Origin of the sequence: Cellulophaga lytica DSM 7489, assembly GCF_000190595.1 — a bacterium.
Classification (GTDB): Bacteria; Bacteroidota; Bacteroidia; order Flavobacteriales; family Flavobacteriaceae; genus Cellulophaga; species Cellulophaga lytica.
This window is the reverse complement of sequence record NC_015167.1, coordinates 408,257-424,241: the sequence shown is the minus strand read 5'-3', so window position 1 is coordinate 424,241 and position 15,985 is coordinate 408,257. Positions and strand designations below refer to the sequence as shown.

Below are 15,985 nucleotides of genomic sequence, written 5' to 3'. Positions count from 1 at the left end.
AAATTATCTTCCCATCCATCCGCCGTCTACTAGCATAACAGCTCCACTCATATAATTAGCAGCTTCAGAAGCTAAAAAAACTACAGGACCAGCAAAATCTTCTGGTTTTCCCCATCTTCCAGCAGGAATTCTTGCTAAAATAGATTCTGCTCTCTCTGGATTATTACGTAAAGCTTCAGTATTGTCTGTAGCAATGTAACCAGGAGCAATTGCGTTTACATTTACCCCTTTGCCTGCCCACTCATTTGCAAAGGCCATAGTTAATTGGCCTATAGCACCCTTGCTTGCAGCATAACCAGGAACAGTAATGCCACCTTGGTATGTTAATAATGAAGCTGTAAAAACAATTTTTCCGTTACCTCTAGCAACCATTTCTTTACCAATTTCTCTGGTAAGTATAAATTGTGCATTTTGGTTTACTTCAATTACCTTATCCCACATTTCATCTGGATGTTCTACAGCAGGAGCTCTTAAAATTGTACCAGCGTTATTGATTAAAATATCTATTTGTTGATGATCTTTTTTTACCTGATTGATAAATGTGTACAAAGCTTTTCTATCAGAGAAATCGCATTGATAAGCACTAAAATTTTTGCCTTTTGCTTCTACTTCTTTAGCCACACTACTACCGGTTAATTCTAAACTAGCAGAAACCCCAATAATATTTGCACCAGCTTCTGCTAAGCCAATAGCCATAGCTTTACCTATACCTCTTTTACAGCCTGTTACTAAAGCTGTTTTACCTTTTAATTTAAATGTATCTAAAACACTCATTTTTTATATTGTTTCTTTAAAAATTATAAACTGCAATCCATCAATACTTTCATTCCAGAAGGGTTTTTATCAATGTTTTCAAACACTTGCTGAATTTTGCTTAAAGGCTGTACATCTGTAATCATAGCCTCAAAAGGAAGTTTGTTTTCTGTAATAAGCTCTATAGATTTTTCATAATCTTCTTTTTCATAAACTCTAGCACCAATTAAGCTCAATTCTTTCCAAAAAAACTTAAAAAGATCTACAGGTTTTTTATCTCCATGAATAGCAACCATTAAAATTCTGCCTCTAATACCTGCAACCTCACACATAATATCTAAAGCAGGTTGTACGCCAGCTACTTCAAAAACAACATCTGCTCTTTTGTCCTCTGTTTTACTTTTAACGTATGCTACTAAATCAACCTCAGTTGGGTTAACAGCGTCAAAACCTAGGTCTTTTGCCATTTTAATTCTTGTAGGGTTTACTTCAGAAATTATAACCTGTGCGCCAACTTCCTTAGCAACCATAGCAACCAACATACCAATTGGCCCGCCACCTAAAACAACAGCAGTTTCACCTTTAACTAGTCCGCTTCTGCGTACATCATGTGTTGCCACAGACAATGGCTCAATTAGCGCAGCTAATTTTAAATCTGTTTCTGGTTTTAGCTTGTGTAAAACAAACGCAGGTACGTTCCAGTACTGTTGCATAGAACCAGGACTGTCAATACCAATAAATTTTAAGTCCTCACAGATATGATTAAACCCTTTATCAGAAGGTTTTACTTTTCTGTCATCTAAAGGTCTTACTACAACTTTTTCTCCTGCTTTAAAATTGGTTACATTTTTACCTACAACATCAATAACACCAGACATTTCATGGCCAATTGTTTGCGGTATAGAAACTCTTTTATCCATCATACCATGATAAATGTGTACATCTGTACCGCAAACGCCAGAATAGGCTACTTTTATACGAACCTCATCATCTTTGGGTTCTTCAATTTTTTTATCAATTACAGCAAAATTTTTATTGCCTTTATATTGTGTTGCTATCATTTATTTAAGTTTCAAATAGTAAACTAGTTTCATATTTGAAACAAATATACATTTTTTTATAAACTATTTATCATCTAATTAAACATAAATTAGAGGTAAAGTGTTAAAATATAATGAAGTAGGAGTAAACCCTTTTTAAAATAAGGGTTGTAGAATGTTTGTAAGGTTAATATTTTACAAAATGAAGATTGCTTTTATTGAGAAATAAAACCAAGTTTAACAGATATTTCTAAGGCGTATTTTGCTACAATTTGTCCTTTTTTATGAAATTCTTCATGTGGTAGTCTACCGTGTGGAGCTGTAATCCAGAGTGCAGCAACAGGGTAGCCAGACTCATTAAATATTGGTGCACCAATACAGTGTATACCTTGTATATCTTCACCGTTATCTATGGCATAACCATTTTGTTTAACCAAGGCTAGCGTTTCTTTAAACTCCTTTTTAGATGTAATGGTGTTTTTTGTGTATTTAGTAAGACTAATTTTTTTTAAAATGCTATTAGATTCTTCTTTAGGTAAAAAAGCTAAAATACTTTTTCCGCCAACAGAACTGTGTAAATTAAACTGTGTACCTGGTTCTACAAATAATTTTACAGGATAGGAAGATGATACCTGCTCTAATATTGTGCCTTTAGTGTCTAATAAAACTCCAAGCATTACAGATTCCTTTAGTTCATCTCTTAAGGCGCGCATAACATCTATAGACATTTCTACAATACTTTGTTCGTTCATTGCAGATATGCCTAGTGTAAGCATTTTTCTAGAAAGTGTAATTTTTTTAGTGGTCTCGTTTTTTTGCAAGTAATTTTTAAAAATTAACGTGCTTACAACTCTAAAAGCAGTGGTTTTTGTAAGGTCTAGTGCTTCTGTAATTTCTGCAAGCGTTAAACCGTCTTTTTTAGTGGCTAATATTTCTATAACCATTAAGCCTCTTTCTAAATTAGGAACATTGTATTCAGATTTTAAAACTTCCTTTGGTTTACTCATTACCGGTATGCTTTTATACTGTAAAATTACTATTATTTATTAAACTACACGTACAATAAAAAAAGGAACGATAATTTACTGTTCCTTTTTTTGTGCTTAGTTTATAGTGTTACTTATTTAGATTTTACACCTTTAGCTCTGTGTGTAGTTTTTCTGGCAGATGTAAAACTCATAATACTTTGGTAGTCGCTACTATTGTATACATGTGTAAGTCCCCAGCGTAATATTTCTGTTGGATCTTTTTCTGTATCTGCAGATCTGTTTAAGCCTATTGCATGCGCTGGTACACCAGGAATAACAGATTTAATTTCAAAATTAATACCGTCTGGAGCCCATTGTATGGTATTTTTTTCTGGACCATCTGTAGTAATTAATGACGCAATACCACCATTGTATGGCCAAACACAAATTTCATGACCACTATTACTTATTGGGTTGTAAGGTGATTTTACATAAGGCCCTAAAGGATTGTCTGCAATAGCAACGCCATGGCGTATTTGTCTGCCGCCAAACGTAATTTTTTCGCCCATTTGCTCGCCTTTATAGTACAAGTAAAATTTACCTTTGTAAGGCAAAATGCAAGGGTCATGTACTTTGTGACTATCAAAATCTCCTTTTTTCTCTACAGCAAAACGGTCTTGTTCTTCTCCTTTCCAGATGCCATTATCTGCAGGACTAAGTATAGGCTCTTCACTTTTTGTCCAAGGTCCGTTTGGCGAATCTGACCACGCTAAACCAACCTGATTTTTAACGCGTACTGTATAGGGAGATTTTACGGTTTGGTAGCATAAGTAATATTTGTTCTGATATTTCATTATTTCTACTGTAAAAACAGACCTGTCATCATAAGCGCCTTTTTCGCCTCTTGCAACAGCAATGCCTTCTTCTTTCCAAGTTTCACCGTCTTCAGATGTAGCGTACCAAATATCACATCTATCCCAAGGAAAAACTTTTTCATTTTCTACATCGCCACCAAAACCTTGTGATGGCCCAGTGCTTTTGCTGTACCAAACGTAGTATTTGCCATCTTCTTTAATAATAGCACTTGGATCTCTACGCACAACACCTTCTTCATAAGCTAAATCTCCTTTTAAGGGTTTAAGGTTAGAGAATTGTATAAACCATTCATTACCTAAATCTTTTGGCCATTGTAATGCTCTTTTTGTTGCAGCACTTAAAGAGTCTGGGTTTGTTATACCCAACTCATCTATTTGCTCTGGTGTAATTTCTTGCTTAGGTTCTTCTGCTGTGGTAACACTTGCTGTATTCGTATTATTTTTACAAGCTGTAATTAAAAGTATACAGGTAATTGTGCTTAGTACTATACTTTTCTTTATCATAGTATTAATTTTTTTTAGGTTCTAAAGTAATTGTTATTTGGTTGCTTTTTAATGAAGCAGAGTTTACTGTAATATTTATAGGAGTTGTTTTGTCTTGTAAAGATTGAACTATTAAAAGAGCCCTTCCTTTACTGGTTTTAATTTTATTGCTTTTAAAATTTTGTGTGTTAGTAATGCTACCGTTATCTACACCTAAAACTGTTGCATTACCAGAAACACTAAAGTTAATAATTTGATTTTCAGTTTTTATAGGGTTACCGTTTTTATCTACAAGTTGTGCTATAATATGTGCAACATCATAACCGTCTGCAGTTAATTTTTTCTGGTCTGTGGTGAGTTTTATAGTTGTTGGTTTTGTTGTAGTTGTAATAGTAGATTCTACTTTTTTACCATCTTTTAAGCCAACCGCTTTTAAAGTTCCTTTTTTGTAAGGAACTGCCCATTTGTAAATATGATCTTCAAAGTTGCTAAGCTTTTTTACCCCTAAAGATTTATTGTTTAAAAACAGCTCTACCTCTGTACAGTTAGAGTATACTTCTACAACCGTAACAGTATTGTTATTATAGTTCCAATGTTCATTTACATTATGCCATTGCCATAAAGCCGTTTTCCATTTGCCATCTTGTTTTTCTAAAGGGTTGCCATTGGCATCTAGTTTATAAATAGATTTATCTAAAGTTTGAGAAGTAATATAAATATTAGGCTCAGTGTTCCATAAAGCATTAAACATATGGTATGATGGTTTTTTAAACCCAGCCACATCTAATAAACCGCTAGAGGTTCCTTTTTTTGGCCATCCTTTGTTAGATTCTCCCATATAATCTATTCCTGTCCATAAAAATGTACCAGAAATAAAAGGTCTTTCCATAACTGCTTTCCATTCATGCCATTGACCAAGATTTTCGGTTCCCATAAGTGGTAAATTAGGATAGTTTTTATGTCCGTAATCATATATTACTCTACGGTAGCTAAAACCTATAATATCTAGAGCATCTGCATACCCAGACTCATAGCTAGAAGAAGGTAAAATGCAATTTGCAATTACATATCTAGTAGTATCTAACTCTTTGGTCCATTTTGCTAGTTTTTTTGCAGTTTCACCAATATCATATTTGGCTTTTGGGAGCGTTTTAAGTTTTTCTTTTATAGTACTTATATTGTTAGGAGGTAAAGACCAAAAATAATTACCACTCCAATCTATATTATTAAAAAAACCAGTAGCATTTGCATTTCTTGGGTAAGTCCATTCAATTTCATTACCAATACTCCATTGAAAAATAGAAGGGTGGTTTCTGTGTGATAAAACTGTATTTTTTAAATCTATTTCTGCCCACTCTTGAAAATGTTCTGCGTAGCCTCTTGTAATGTAGTCTACGCTTTTTTCATTCATATTTTTCCGTTTGTCTTTAGGGTTGTCCCACTCGTCAAAAAACTCATCTTGTACAAGAAAACCCATTTCATCACATAGGTCTAAAAACTCATTAGAAGCTGGGTTATGAGATATTCTAATAGCATTGCAGCCTATATTTTTTAAAGTTTGTAAACGTCTTCTCCAAACTCCTTTTGGCACAGCAGCACCAACTAGTCCGGCATCATGGTGTAGGCATACACCTTTTATTTTTCTGTTTTTTCCATTTAAATAAAACCCTGTATTAGCGTCAAACTTAATACTGCGTATACCAAATTTTGTTTTTTGTGTGTCTATAACTTCATTATCCTGTGTAATGGTAGTTATGGCAGTGTATAGTGTAGGGCTATCAATATCCCATAATTTAGGATCAGTTACTTTAATAGTAGCTAAATCTTTTAGGGTTGTATTTTTAGCAACAGTTATATTTTTGGTATTGGTATTAACTACTACATTATTTGTATCATATATTGTTGTGCTTAGTATTGCTGTTTTGCTGCTATTGAATTTATTATTTATAGTTGTTTGTATGCTAACAGTAGCTAATTTATTAGTAACGGTTGGTGTTGTAATAAAAGAACCCCAAATAGGAATGTGTAATTTGTTTTTGGTAATAAACTTTACATTTCTGTATATTCCAGAGCCAGTATACCATCTACTATCTGCATATCTTGTTCTGTCTACCTTAACATTTATAGTGTTTTTGTTGCCATTTTCATTTAAGGCAGATGTTACATCGTAATAAAAGGGAGAGTAGCCGTAAGGATGAAAACCTAGTTCTTTATTGTTTAAGCTAATGGTTGCGTTGTTGTAAACGCCATCAAAAAGTATATAAGCAACTTGGTTACTATTTAATTGTGTATAAAAGTCCTTTTTGTAATACCCAATGCCACCTAGTAAATAAGCTGTAGCACCTTCCCCTTTTATAGAGTCAAACTTATTAGTAACACTCCAGTCATGTGGTAATTTTATTTTTTTCCACTCGGTATCATGAATTCCTGCAACAGTGTCTTCAAGTTTAAAGTTCCAATCAAAATTAAAATCTGTTTGTAATGTTACAGTTTCTTTAGACTTGCAATTAAAAGCTGTAATTATACATAAGGTAATAAGTGCTAATTTATATTTCATTTTAATAGTATTGGTTTTCTGCTTTTTAAAAATTGATTTTAGCTTAGTTATACTTATGCGTATAACACTACTGCTATGTGGAGGTATGCAAATATGTGTATATATTGATACTTAAATATATATAAGTACTAGACAATAACTGAACAATACACAATACGTTGTATGTTTTTAAACATTTGCACTAGATATTAATTTAGCAACTACAAAAAAGTGTAAGTTTTTACTAAAGTTTACTTTTTATACAAATGATAAATAGTAAATAAGGTATAGAGACGTTATTTGGTAAATTATGATGTAAGTAAAACTGAAAATATTTCTATAAAAGAAAAAACCTTGCAGATAAATTCTACAAGGTTTTAAAATAAGATTTCTCTTTGTGACCGGGCTGGGGCTCGAACCCAGGACCCTCTCCTTAAAAGGGAGATGCTCTACCAACTGAGCTACCAGGTCATTATTCCAACAAGCAGCGCATTGCTGTTTGCGGGTGCAAATATATGACCTTTATTTTATTCTACAATGGTTTTTTTTAGAGAAAAACACATAAAATAGAACTTAATATGTAACACCTTAAAAAAGAATAATTTATATTTAAAATAAGGCATAAAAAAAACCGAAAGTATAAACTTTCGGTTTTTTATTTTTGTGACCGGGCTGGGGCTCGAACCCAGGACCCTCTCCTTAAAAGGGAGATGCTCTACCAACTGAGCTACCAGGTCATTATTCCAGCAAAACAGCGTATTGTTGTTTGCGGGTGCAAATATATGACCTTTATTTAAATTCACAAGTACTTTTGTAAAATTTATTTTATTTTTTTTATTTCGATGTAAAATAGACCATCTTTGTATAAAAAAATAGATGCAAATAGTACTTGTTGGTTATATGGGGAGCGGAAAATCTACAGTAGGAAGAGAGCTTGCCAAGCGTTTGAAAATCAATTTTTTGGATTTGGACTCTTACATAGAAAAAAAGTATGAGATGTCTATTTCAGATCTTTTTTCTATAAAAGGAGAAATATTTTTTAGAAAAGCGGAAATTTTATGTTTAAACGAAATTTTTGCAACAAATGATGATTTTGTGCTCTCTACAGGGGGCGGAACACCTTGCTACGGAGACAATATTAATGTTATGACTAATAATACTAGTAATGTTTTTTATTTAAGCGTGCCAATACCAGAACTTATAAAGAGGTTAGTAAAAGAAAAAGCAAACAGACCTTTAATAGCAAACATACCAGAAAACGAACTGCCAGAGTTTATAGGAGCACATTTGTTTGAGCGTAGTTACTTTTACACAAAAGCTCACCATACTATATTAGTACAGCAAAAGAAAGCCGCTGAAGTGGTAAATGATATTGTAGAAAAGTTAGTTTAAGTACACAGCATCATCATTATCTTTAAATTCTACCTCTATATGTTCTTGTAAAGATGTAGATAAAGACAATCCTTTATAATCTGCTTTTACTGGATATTTTTTATGGTTTCTGTTTACCAAAACAGCCGTTTTTAATTGGCGTAAGGGTACTTTTAAAAAATGAAAAACACCGTATATTAAGGTTGTTCCGGAGTTTAAAACATCATCTATTAAAACAACAGATTTATTGGTGTATTCTTCTTTAGAAATAGAAGTTGTAACTCCGCTGTTTAACGGGTTTTTTTTATCCATTTTTACTGTACACAATGTAATTTTAGCAGTGGTAATGTCTTGTAAAACAGTACTTAGTTTTTTTGCAAATTTTAATCCGCCCCCATCTATACCAGCAATTACAATCTCTGTTTCTTCTACATTAGCCTCGTAAATTTGGTAAGCAATACGCTTAACTTTATGCTGAATTTGGTTGTGAGATAATATTTTGTTCTGCATTGTGTATTGTAATTTTATATAGTCAAAGATACTAAACACTTTTTAAGTGTTATTCCTCTTCGGTAGAATTTGTAGTTGTGTAATCATCAATTTCTCTACGGTCTTTTTTTGTAGGTCTTCCTGTGCCTTTTTTTCTATAATAGTCCTTAGAGTATTTAAGTAGTTCAGAGTGCTCAAAAGCTTCTTTAGGTGTAGTATCTTTACGGTACATATCTACTAATTTAGCGCCAACTCTGTTAGGTGGCACATCTAAAATAGTAAACTGGTAATTTATTTGGTTTTTACGTACCGTTATTTTGTCCATTGGAAAAACATCTCTAGACGGTTTTACCACTTTATCATTAACTTTAATGTGTCCTTTTTTACAGGCTTCAGTAGCAATATTTCTTGTTTTAAAATAACGTGTACACCATAAATATTTGTCTATCCTCATATTAACTCCAAATTCTTTGTTAACTACTTCTGCAAAAATAGTGGAAAATTGTATCTTGCGGCTCATAAATTAGAATAGATGAAATTTAAGAACGTTTTTTTAGTTGCTATACTGGCCATAATAGTATGGGCTTGTAATAGTGATGATAATGGCTTTTCTATAGAGCCACCAAAGGCATTAAGTGAAATAGTAGACCAAGATAAAGACTCTATAGTTAAATACTTAGAGACACACTTTTACAACTATGAAGATTTTCAAGATCCACCAGCAGATTTTGACTATAAAATTGTTTTAGGAGAAATTGAGGGGGAAAATGCAGATAAAACACCGTTAATTGATATGATGACGGCAGTTAAAACAACTGTACGCTCTGAAGAAATAGGATTAACTGATAATAAAGAAGTAGAACATACTTATTATTACCTTGTAGCAAGACAAGGGGTAGGAGCACAGGCTAATACAGCAGACTCTACTTATGTCCGTTATGAAGGTTTGTTGTTAGATAATACTGTTTTTGATGCGTCAACTGCTACTCCTAGATGGTTTGACCTAGCTACACTACAAGCTCCTCTTCAAGGAGCGCGCGGGTTTTCTTTGGGAACACAATTTTTAAAAGCAGGTAGGGCTATAACAGATGATGATATAAACGATGATGGGACATTTGAAGTTAGTGATTATGGAGTAGGTATGATAATTTTTCCTTCTGCTTTGGGTTATTACAATAATGCTACTGGTTCTATATCTGCCTACAGTCCTTTAATTTTTAAAATTGATTTAATAGCAGTAAATAATGCAGACCATGATAATGATGGTATTCCTTCTTACATAGAAGATTTAAATGGAAATGGTTATTTGTTTGATGATAATACAGATGAAGTATCTGAAGATGGTTCTAGTTCTATAGCTACAACTCCAAACTATTTAGATGATGATGATGATAACGACGGGATATTAACTAGAGATGAAATTAGTGATGAGGATGGTAATATAATTTTGCCTTACCCAGATACAGACGGTGATGGTATTCCAAACTATTTAGACCCAAATAACTAATAGTTTTACCATTATAGTTAAAAATACAAAAAGCCCTAGAAATTAATTTCTAGGGCTTTTTGTTTGTTGTGTGTTAAAACTTATAGTTTTAGAGATAAACTTAAAATAAGTTGATCTGGCCTAGTATCTATTCTGTCTTTTTGTACAGATGTAATATCAGCATTTATAATATCAACTTCATTATCGCTAAATCCTCTTTCATACCTAATGTCAACTCCTAATTTGCCTAAGTTAACACCTATACCTACGTTAAGGCCTACGGTAAAGTCGTTCTCTACATCACCAATAGTTATACCATCATAATCTGTATCTAAAATGTACTGAAAAGCAGGACCTGCAAATACGTTTAACGGACCAATTACCTTTGCGCCAACTAAAACAGGTAAGTCTAACTTTTGCATTTTAAAATCTTCTGCATAACCAGATTTTAGAGATGTATACACTAATTCTGGTCTAAGATATAAATTGCCGCCAGTTTTTGCATAAAGTCCAATGTGGTAACCTACATTTTTATCAGGGTCATTATAAGCATCTTTTGCAGAGTCATAATAATCTCCATTACCACCATAGTTTAAACCTCCTTTAATACCAAAACCAGCATCAGTTTGGGCAAAAGTTGTTAAACTTGCCAAAGCCATTGTAATTACTAAAAGTGTTTTTTTCATTTTAAAAGTGTTTTAAACAATAAGAGAGCGACTGTAAAAAAACAATCACTCTCAATATGTTATTAATTAATATGTAAGTTAAGTATCAAAAACGATACCATTTTCTTACTTGCGTTCTATAACTTTTAAAACGGCTTTTTCTATAGCTTTATTGTCTAAACCGTATTTTTCCATTAATTGTGCAGGAGTACCACTTTCACCAAAAGTATCGTTAGTACCAATAAACTCTTGCGGAGTTGGTTGGCTAGTAGCTAAAACACGAGCAACACTTTCTCCTAAACCGCCTAAAACATTATGTTCTTCTGCAGTTACAATACAGCCTGTTTTTTTAACAGAATTAATTATAGCATTAGCATCTAATGGTTTAATAGTGTGTATATTAATTACTTCTGCAGAAATCCCTTGACTCTCTAAGTTTTCGGCAGCAATTAAAGCTTCCCATACCAAGTGGCCAGTAGCAACAATAGTAACGTCTGTACCTTCTGTTAAATGTAGTGCTTTGCCTATTTCAAATTTTTGATCTACTGGAGTAAAGTTAGCTACTTTTGGTCTTCCAAAACGTAGGTAAACAGGGCCTTCATAATCAGCAATAGCAATAGTAGCTGCTTTTGTTTGGTTGTAATCACAAGGGTTAATAACTACCATTCCTGGTAACATTTTCATTAAACCTATATCTTCTAAAATTTGGTGTGTTGCACCATCTTCACCTAAAGTTACCCCAGCATGCGAAGCACAAATTTTTACATTTTTACCAGAATAAGCAATAGACTGGCGTATTTGATCATAAACTCTTCCTGTAGAAAAGTTAGCAAAAGTACCTGTGAAAGGTATTTTTCCTCCAATGGTTAAACCTGCGGCAATCCCCATCATGTTAGCTTCTGCAATACCTATTTGAAAGAATCTCTCTGGATTTTCTTCAATGAATTTATCCATTTTAAGAGAACCAATTAAATCTGCACATAATGCAACAACGTTAGGATTTAATCTTCCTAATTCTGCTAAACCTGCACCAAAACCACTTCTAGTATCGTTTTTTCCTTGATCTGTGTATTTTTTCATATCCTTTATGATTTTTCTCTTTTGTATAAGAGAAGGTAGATTTAATTTTTATTAGTAGTCTCCTAAAGTTTCAGGGTTTTGTGCTAGTGCTGTCTCTAGTTGTTCATCACTAGGAGCTTTACCATGCCATGCGTGTGTGTGCATCATAAAATCTACACCATTACCCATAACTGTATGTAATAAAACACAAATTGGTTTTCCGTTACCTGTCATAGATTTAGCTTTTTTAAGACCAGCTATTACTGCTTCAAGGTTGTTTCCTTCTTTAACATCTAAAACATCCCATCCAAAAGCTTCAAATTTAGCTCTTACACTACCCATATTTAATACAGTGTCAGTAGAACCGTCAATTTGCTGACCATTTAAATCTATAGTAGAAATTAAATTATCAACCTTATTGGCAGAAGCATACATCATAGCTTCCCAATTTTGACCTTCTTGTAACTCACCATCACCGTGTAAACTATACACAATGTTGCTGTCTTTGTTTAGCTTTTTTGCAAGTGCTGCACCAATAGCTACAGACATTCCTTGTCCTAATGACCCAGATGCAATACGCACACCAGGTAAACCTTCATGTGTAGTTGGGTGTCCTTGTAGTCTAGAATTAATTAGTCTAAAAGTATTAAGCTCGTCTACTGGAAAGTATCCGCTACGTGCTAATACACTATAATAAACAGGAGAAATATGACCGTTAGATAAAAAGAAAAGGTCTTCACCCTTACCATCCATGTCAAATCCTTCGTTTAGTTCCATTAATTCATTGTACAGGGCAACAAAAAATTCTGCACAACCCAAAGAACCACCTGGGTGGCCAGAGTTTACTTTGTGCACCATTCTTAAAATATCCCTTCTCACTTGCGTGGTCAAATCTTGTAATTCTTCCAGTCTTGGCATTTTATATGTTGTGTTAATTCGCGTGTAAAAATAAGTCCTATCTTTTGCGTGTACAAGGCTAGTTGTTATAATTTATTAACTACTTTACAATTAATACCTAACTTTATTTTTTTGTTAGCAATTTTTTGTAGATGAGTTGATTATATTTGCGGTCATAAATACTATAGTTTTTGAAATTTACATTAGAAAAAAAAGACCCACAGAGTAAGGCACGTGCTGCTACAATGGTAACAGATCATGGTGTTATAGAAACACCTATTTTTATGCCTGTAGGTACAGTTGCGTCTGTAAAAGGGGTTCATCAGAGAGAATTAAAAGAAGAAATAAATCCAGATATTATTTTAGGAAATACATACCATTTGTATTTACGTCCTAAATTAGATATACTTGAAGCAGCTGGTGGTTTGCATAAGTTTATGGGCTGGGATCGTAATATTTTAACAGATAGTGGTGGTTACCAAGTATATTCTTTATCTGCTAATAGAAAAATAAAGGAAGAAGGTGTAAAGTTTAAATCTCATATAGATGGATCTTACCACTTTTTTACTCCAGAAAACGTAATGGAAATTCAGCGTACCATTGGTGCAGATATTATTATGGCTTTTGATGAGTGTACACCTTACCCTTGTGATTATAATTATGCAAAGCGCTCTATGCATATGACGCACCGTTGGTTAGACCGTTGTATGAGCCACTTAGAAAAACTACCTTTTAAATACGGATACGAACAAACTTTTTTTCCTATTGTACAAGGTTCTACATATAAAGATTTACGTAAACAATCTGCTGAATATATTGCAAACGCAGGTGCAGAAGGAAATGCTATTGGTGGTTTGTCTGTAGGTGAGCCGGCTGAAGAAATGTACGCAATGACCGAGGTTGTTTGCGATATTTTACCAGAAGAAAAGCCAAGATATTTAATGGGTGTTGGTACACCAATTAATATTTTAGAAAATATTGCTTTAGGTGTAGATATGTTTGACTGTGTTATGCCAACACGTAATGCACGTAATGGTATGTTATTTACAGCACACGGTACTATTAATATTAAAAATAAGAAGTGGGAAGCAGATTTTTCTCCTATTGATGAAATGGGAATTACATTTGTAGATACTGAATATTCTAAAGCATACTTACGTCATTTGTTTGCTGCTAATGAATATTTAGGTAAACAAATTGCTACCATACATAACTTAGGTTTTTATTTATGGTTGACTCGTGAAGCTAGAAAGCATATTATTGCCGGAGATTTTACCGAATGGAAAAATATGATGGTAAAACAAATGGATAAAAGATTGTAATAGTTGAGTATATTAGATAAATACATATTAAAACGCTACCTGCTTACCTTTGCGGTAATGCTATTGTTATTTGTGCCAATTGGTGTAATGCTAGATTTGGCAGAAAAAATAGCTAAAATGGTACGTAATGAGGCTCCAACCTTAGAGATTTTAGAGTATTATATGAACTTTATTATCTATATAGGTAGTTTGTTATTTCCTATATTTTTGTTTTTATCTATCATCTTTTTTACATCTAAACTCGCCTCAAATACAGAAATTGTTGCAATATTAAGCTCTGGTGTTTCTTTTGGTAGGTTTTTAAGACCTTATTTTATGGGTGCTACCATTATTGCAATACTAATGTTTGTAATGGCAATGTTTATTGTCCCCAAAGCCAGTTTAGACTATCATGAGTTTATATTTAAATACCTTAAAAAAGGTAAAAAGTTTCAGGAGACCACTAACATATATAATCAATTAAACGAAAACGAGTTTTTATATATCAGTAGTTTTGACCCTAACAGGCAGCTGGGTAGTAATTTTGTTTTAGAACATTTTGATAATGATGATAAATTAGCATACAAACTTACTGCATCTAGTATAAGGTGGATACCTAAAGATACCATATATAGGTTAACAGGTTTTACTTCTAGAACCGTTAAAGGGAATGTAGAGGTAATTGAAAAAAAGAGTAGGTTGGACACTATTTTTGATTTTAAAATAGATGATTTAACTCCTGTTAGTTATGTAGCAGAAACTAAAAATATTTTTGAGCTAAATAAGTTTATTGAAGACCAGCGTAAAAAAGGAGCATCTAACATAAATACGTATGTAATGGCTAAATACAAGCGTTGGGCTTTGCCAGTTAGTGCTTTTATATTAACACTAATTGCAGTATCTGTTTCTTCAATAAAACGTAGAGGAGGCATGGGGCTTAATTTAGCATTTGGAATTGTAATTGCCTTTGTGTACATATTTTTTGATAGAGTTTTTGCTATTCTTGCAGAAAAGGCTGGTTTATCACCCTTAATAGCAATTATTATTCCTAACGCAATATTTGCAATCATTGGCTTATACTTGTTAAAAAATGCTAAGCGATAAATTTAAAAATTACCTGCATTTACATTTTATAGTTTTTGTTTGGGGCTTTACTGCTGTGTTGGGTAAATTAATAACTATAGACGCGTTACCGTTAGTGTGGTATCGTATGTTATTTGCAGCTCTTTTTGTATTGCTGTTTATAGTAGTGCGTAAAAACAAATTACAAGTTAACCGCAAAACATTATTGTTATTGCTTGGTACAGGTGTAATTATAGCTTTGCATTGGGTAACTTTTTTTTCTTCTATAAAAGTGTCTAATGTCTCTGTAACCTTAGCAACCATATCATCTGGAGCTTTTTTTGCTGCTATACTAGAACCAATTTGGTACAAACGAAAAGTTATTTGGTACGAGATTATTTTTGGACTTATAGTTATTGGCGGTTTAGGACTAATATTTAATATTGATGCATCATACAAAGAAGGTATTGTACTAGCATTAATTTCAGCATTTTTAGCAACAGTTTTTTCTTTAATGAATGGTAAGCTTATTAAAGAACACAAGCCTTCAATTATTTCTTTTTATGAGCTTGGTGCTGGTGTAGTGTTTTTATCAATTTATATGCTTTTTCAAGGAAATTTTAGTCAAGTAAATTTTCAACTATCAGTGTCAGATTGGATTTACATTTTAATACTAGCTTCATTTTGTACTGCATATGCCTTTATTGCATCGGTTAAAATAATGAAATTTTTAAGTCCGTATACCGTAATGCTAACTACAAACTTAGAGCCTGTTTATGGTATTCTATTGGCATTTATAATTTTTGGAGATAGTGAAAAAATGGACCCTATGTTTTATTTAGGAGCATTTATCATTTTAATTACTGTTATAGCAAATGGTATTTTAAAAAACAGAACAGCCAAAAAGAATTTAAAAGCGGCTAATAAGCAAGTGGTTGTTTAACTTTTTTAGGTTATAAACTATTATTGTTGATATCTACCAAAGTTTATTGCTGCTAAT

At 32.9% G+C, this 15,985-nt stretch carries 15 protein-coding genes and 2 tRNA genes; 5 read left to right on the top strand and 12 right to left on the bottom strand.

The genetic code is table 11. The annotated features are described in order from the left end of the window. Positions 1–3: 3 nt before the first annotated feature. From CELLY_RS02060 to CELLY_RS02030, 7 genes are all read right to left on the bottom strand, one after another. A complete protein-coding gene (locus CELLY_RS02060; protein ID WP_013619992.1) occupies positions 4–774 on the bottom strand; it encodes an SDR family oxidoreductase in 771 nt (256 codons plus the stop codon). A 23-nt stretch (positions 775–797) separates the two neighbouring features. Beyond that, on the bottom strand, positions 798–1,814 hold the full coding sequence (locus CELLY_RS02055) for a zinc-dependent alcohol dehydrogenase (RefSeq protein ID WP_013619991.1): 1,017 nt from the start codon (positions 1,812–1,814) through the stop codon (positions 798–800). A gap of 194 nt (positions 1,815–2,008) precedes the next feature. Further along, positions 2,009–2,800 carry an IclR family transcriptional regulator gene (locus CELLY_RS02050; protein ID WP_013619990.1) on the bottom strand — a complete coding sequence of 264 codons (792 nt, stop codon included), beginning with the start codon at positions 2,798–2,800 and terminating at the stop codon, positions 2,009–2,011. Positions 2,801–2,913: 113 nt separating this feature from the next. Then, positions 2,914–4,140: a glycoside hydrolase family 117 protein gene (locus CELLY_RS02045; protein ID WP_013619989.1), complete on the bottom strand. Its 1,227-nt coding sequence runs from the start codon at positions 4,138–4,140 to the stop codon at positions 2,914–2,916. 4 nt (positions 4,141–4,144) lie between these two features. Then, entirely contained in the window at positions 4,145–6,676 is a 2,532-nt protein-coding gene (locus tag CELLY_RS02040) for a glycoside hydrolase family 2 TIM barrel-domain containing protein (protein ID WP_013619988.1), read from the bottom strand. Positions 6,677–7,053: 377 nt separating this feature from the next. After that, a tRNA-Lys gene (locus CELLY_RS02035) sits at positions 7,054–7,126 on the bottom strand. Between the two features lie 193 nt (positions 7,127–7,319). Further along, positions 7,320–7,392, bottom strand: a tRNA-Lys gene (locus CELLY_RS02030). A 139-nt stretch (positions 7,393–7,531) separates the two neighbouring features. On the opposite strand from CELLY_RS02030, the gene CELLY_RS02025 reads away from it, so the two are divergent. Then, positions 7,532–8,047 carry a shikimate kinase gene (locus CELLY_RS02025; RefSeq protein ID WP_013619987.1) on the top strand — a complete coding sequence of 172 codons (516 nt, stop codon included), beginning with the start codon at positions 7,532–7,534 and terminating at the stop codon, positions 8,045–8,047. Here CELLY_RS02025 and CELLY_RS02020 read toward each other — a convergent pair. Both CELLY_RS02020 and CELLY_RS02015 read right to left on the bottom strand, forming a co-directional pair. Then, on the bottom strand, positions 8,039–8,536 hold the full coding sequence (locus CELLY_RS02020; RefSeq protein ID WP_013619986.1) for a phosphoribosyltransferase domain-containing protein: 498 nt from the start codon (positions 8,534–8,536) through the stop codon (positions 8,039–8,041). The two genes, CELLY_RS02025 and CELLY_RS02020, sit on opposite strands and share 9 nt — an antisense overlap. 49 nt (positions 8,537–8,585) lie before the next feature. Next, positions 8,586–8,969: an RNA-binding S4 domain-containing protein gene (locus CELLY_RS02015; protein ID WP_034646361.1), complete on the bottom strand. Its 384-nt coding sequence runs from the start codon at positions 8,967–8,969 to the stop codon at positions 8,586–8,588. Between the two features lie 78 nt (positions 8,970–9,047). On the opposite strand from CELLY_RS02015, the gene CELLY_RS02010 reads away from it, so the two are divergent. Further along, a complete protein-coding gene (locus CELLY_RS02010) occupies positions 9,048–10,022 on the top strand; it encodes an FKBP-type peptidyl-prolyl cis-trans isomerase (RefSeq protein ID WP_013619984.1) in 975 nt (324 codons plus the stop codon). 80 nt (positions 10,023–10,102) lie between these two features. Here CELLY_RS02010 and CELLY_RS02005 read toward each other — a convergent pair whose 3' ends face one another. The 3 genes from CELLY_RS02005 to CELLY_RS01995 form a co-directional block, all read right to left on the bottom strand. Then, positions 10,103–10,687, bottom strand: coding sequence for a porin family protein (locus CELLY_RS02005; protein ID WP_013619983.1), 585 nt, complete (start codon positions 10,685–10,687; stop codon positions 10,103–10,105). Positions 10,688–10,792: 105 nt separating this feature from the next. After that, positions 10,793–11,746 carry a transketolase family protein gene (locus CELLY_RS02000; protein WP_013619982.1) on the bottom strand — a complete coding sequence of 318 codons (954 nt, stop codon included), beginning with the start codon at positions 11,744–11,746 and terminating at the stop codon, positions 10,793–10,795. A 51-nt stretch (positions 11,747–11,797) separates the two neighbouring features. Beyond that, complete coding sequence (locus tag CELLY_RS01995) at positions 11,798–12,643, bottom strand: transketolase (protein WP_013619981.1); 846 nt, start codon at positions 12,641–12,643, stop codon at positions 11,798–11,800. Positions 12,644–12,813: 170 nt separating this feature from the next. Here CELLY_RS01995 and tgt point away from each other — a divergent pair, with 170 nt between their 5' ends. From tgt to CELLY_RS01980, 3 genes are read left to right on the top strand one after another with little or no spacing between them, the layout of a single operon-like run. Then, positions 12,814–13,944, top strand: coding sequence for a tRNA guanosine(34) transglycosylase Tgt (tgt, locus tag CELLY_RS01990; protein WP_013619980.1), 1,131 nt, complete (start codon positions 12,814–12,816; stop codon positions 13,942–13,944). Positions 13,945–13,947: 3 nt separating this feature from the next. Then, a complete protein-coding gene (locus tag CELLY_RS01985) occupies positions 13,948–15,027 on the top strand; it encodes an LptF/LptG family permease (RefSeq protein ID WP_034646288.1) in 1,080 nt (359 codons plus the stop codon). Then, entirely contained in the window at positions 15,014–15,928 is a 915-nt protein-coding gene (locus CELLY_RS01980; RefSeq protein WP_013619978.1) for a DMT family transporter, read from the top strand. The genes CELLY_RS01985 and CELLY_RS01980 overlap by 14 nt, the downstream gene beginning before the upstream one ends. The last annotated feature ends 57 nt before the right edge of the window (positions 15,929–15,985 follow it).

Excerpts from the sequence above, each read along its gene's own strand:
- CELLY_RS02005 (WP_013619983.1), bottom strand. The coding sequence starts at position 10,687 with ATGAAAAAAACACTTTTAGTAATTACAATGGCTTTGGCAAGTTTAACA.
- CELLY_RS01980 (WP_013619978.1), top strand. The coding sequence starts at position 15,014 with ATGCTAAGCGATAAATTTAAAAATTACCTGCATTTACATTTTATAGTT.
- CELLY_RS01995 (WP_013619981.1), bottom strand. The coding sequence starts at position 12,643 with ATGCCAAGACTGGAAGAATTACAAGATTTGACCACGCAAGTGAGAAGG.
- CELLY_RS02060 (WP_013619992.1), bottom strand. The coding sequence starts at position 774 with ATGAGTGTTTTAGATACATTTAAATTAAAAGGTAAAACAGCTTTAGTA.
- CELLY_RS02020 (WP_013619986.1), bottom strand. The coding sequence starts at position 8,536 with ATGCAGAACAAAATATTATCTCACAACCAAATTCAGCATAAAGTTAAG.
- CELLY_RS02025 (WP_013619987.1), top strand. The coding sequence starts at position 7,532 with ATGCAAATAGTACTTGTTGGTTATATGGGGAGCGGAAAATCTACAGTA.
- CELLY_RS02010 (WP_013619984.1), top strand. The coding sequence starts at position 9,048 with ATGAAATTTAAGAACGTTTTTTTAGTTGCTATACTGGCCATAATAGTA.
- CELLY_RS02045 (WP_013619989.1), bottom strand. The coding sequence starts at position 4,140 with ATGATAAAGAAAAGTATAGTACTAAGCACAATTACCTGTATACTTTTA.
- CELLY_RS02040 (WP_013619988.1), bottom strand. The coding sequence starts at position 6,676 with ATGAAATATAAATTAGCACTTATTACCTTATGTATAATTACAGCTTTT.
- CELLY_RS02015 (WP_034646361.1), bottom strand. The coding sequence starts at position 8,969 with ATGAGGATAGACAAATATTTATGGTGTACACGTTATTTTAAAACAAGA.
- CELLY_RS02000 (WP_013619982.1), bottom strand. The coding sequence starts at position 11,746 with ATGAAAAAATACACAGATCAAGGAAAAAACGATACTAGAAGTGGTTTT.
- CELLY_RS02050 (WP_013619990.1), bottom strand. The coding sequence starts at position 2,800 with ATGAGTAAACCAAAGGAAGTTTTAAAATCTGAATACAATGTTCCTAAT.
- CELLY_RS02055 (WP_013619991.1), bottom strand. The coding sequence starts at position 1,814 with ATGATAGCAACACAATATAAAGGCAATAAAAATTTTGCTGTAATTGAT.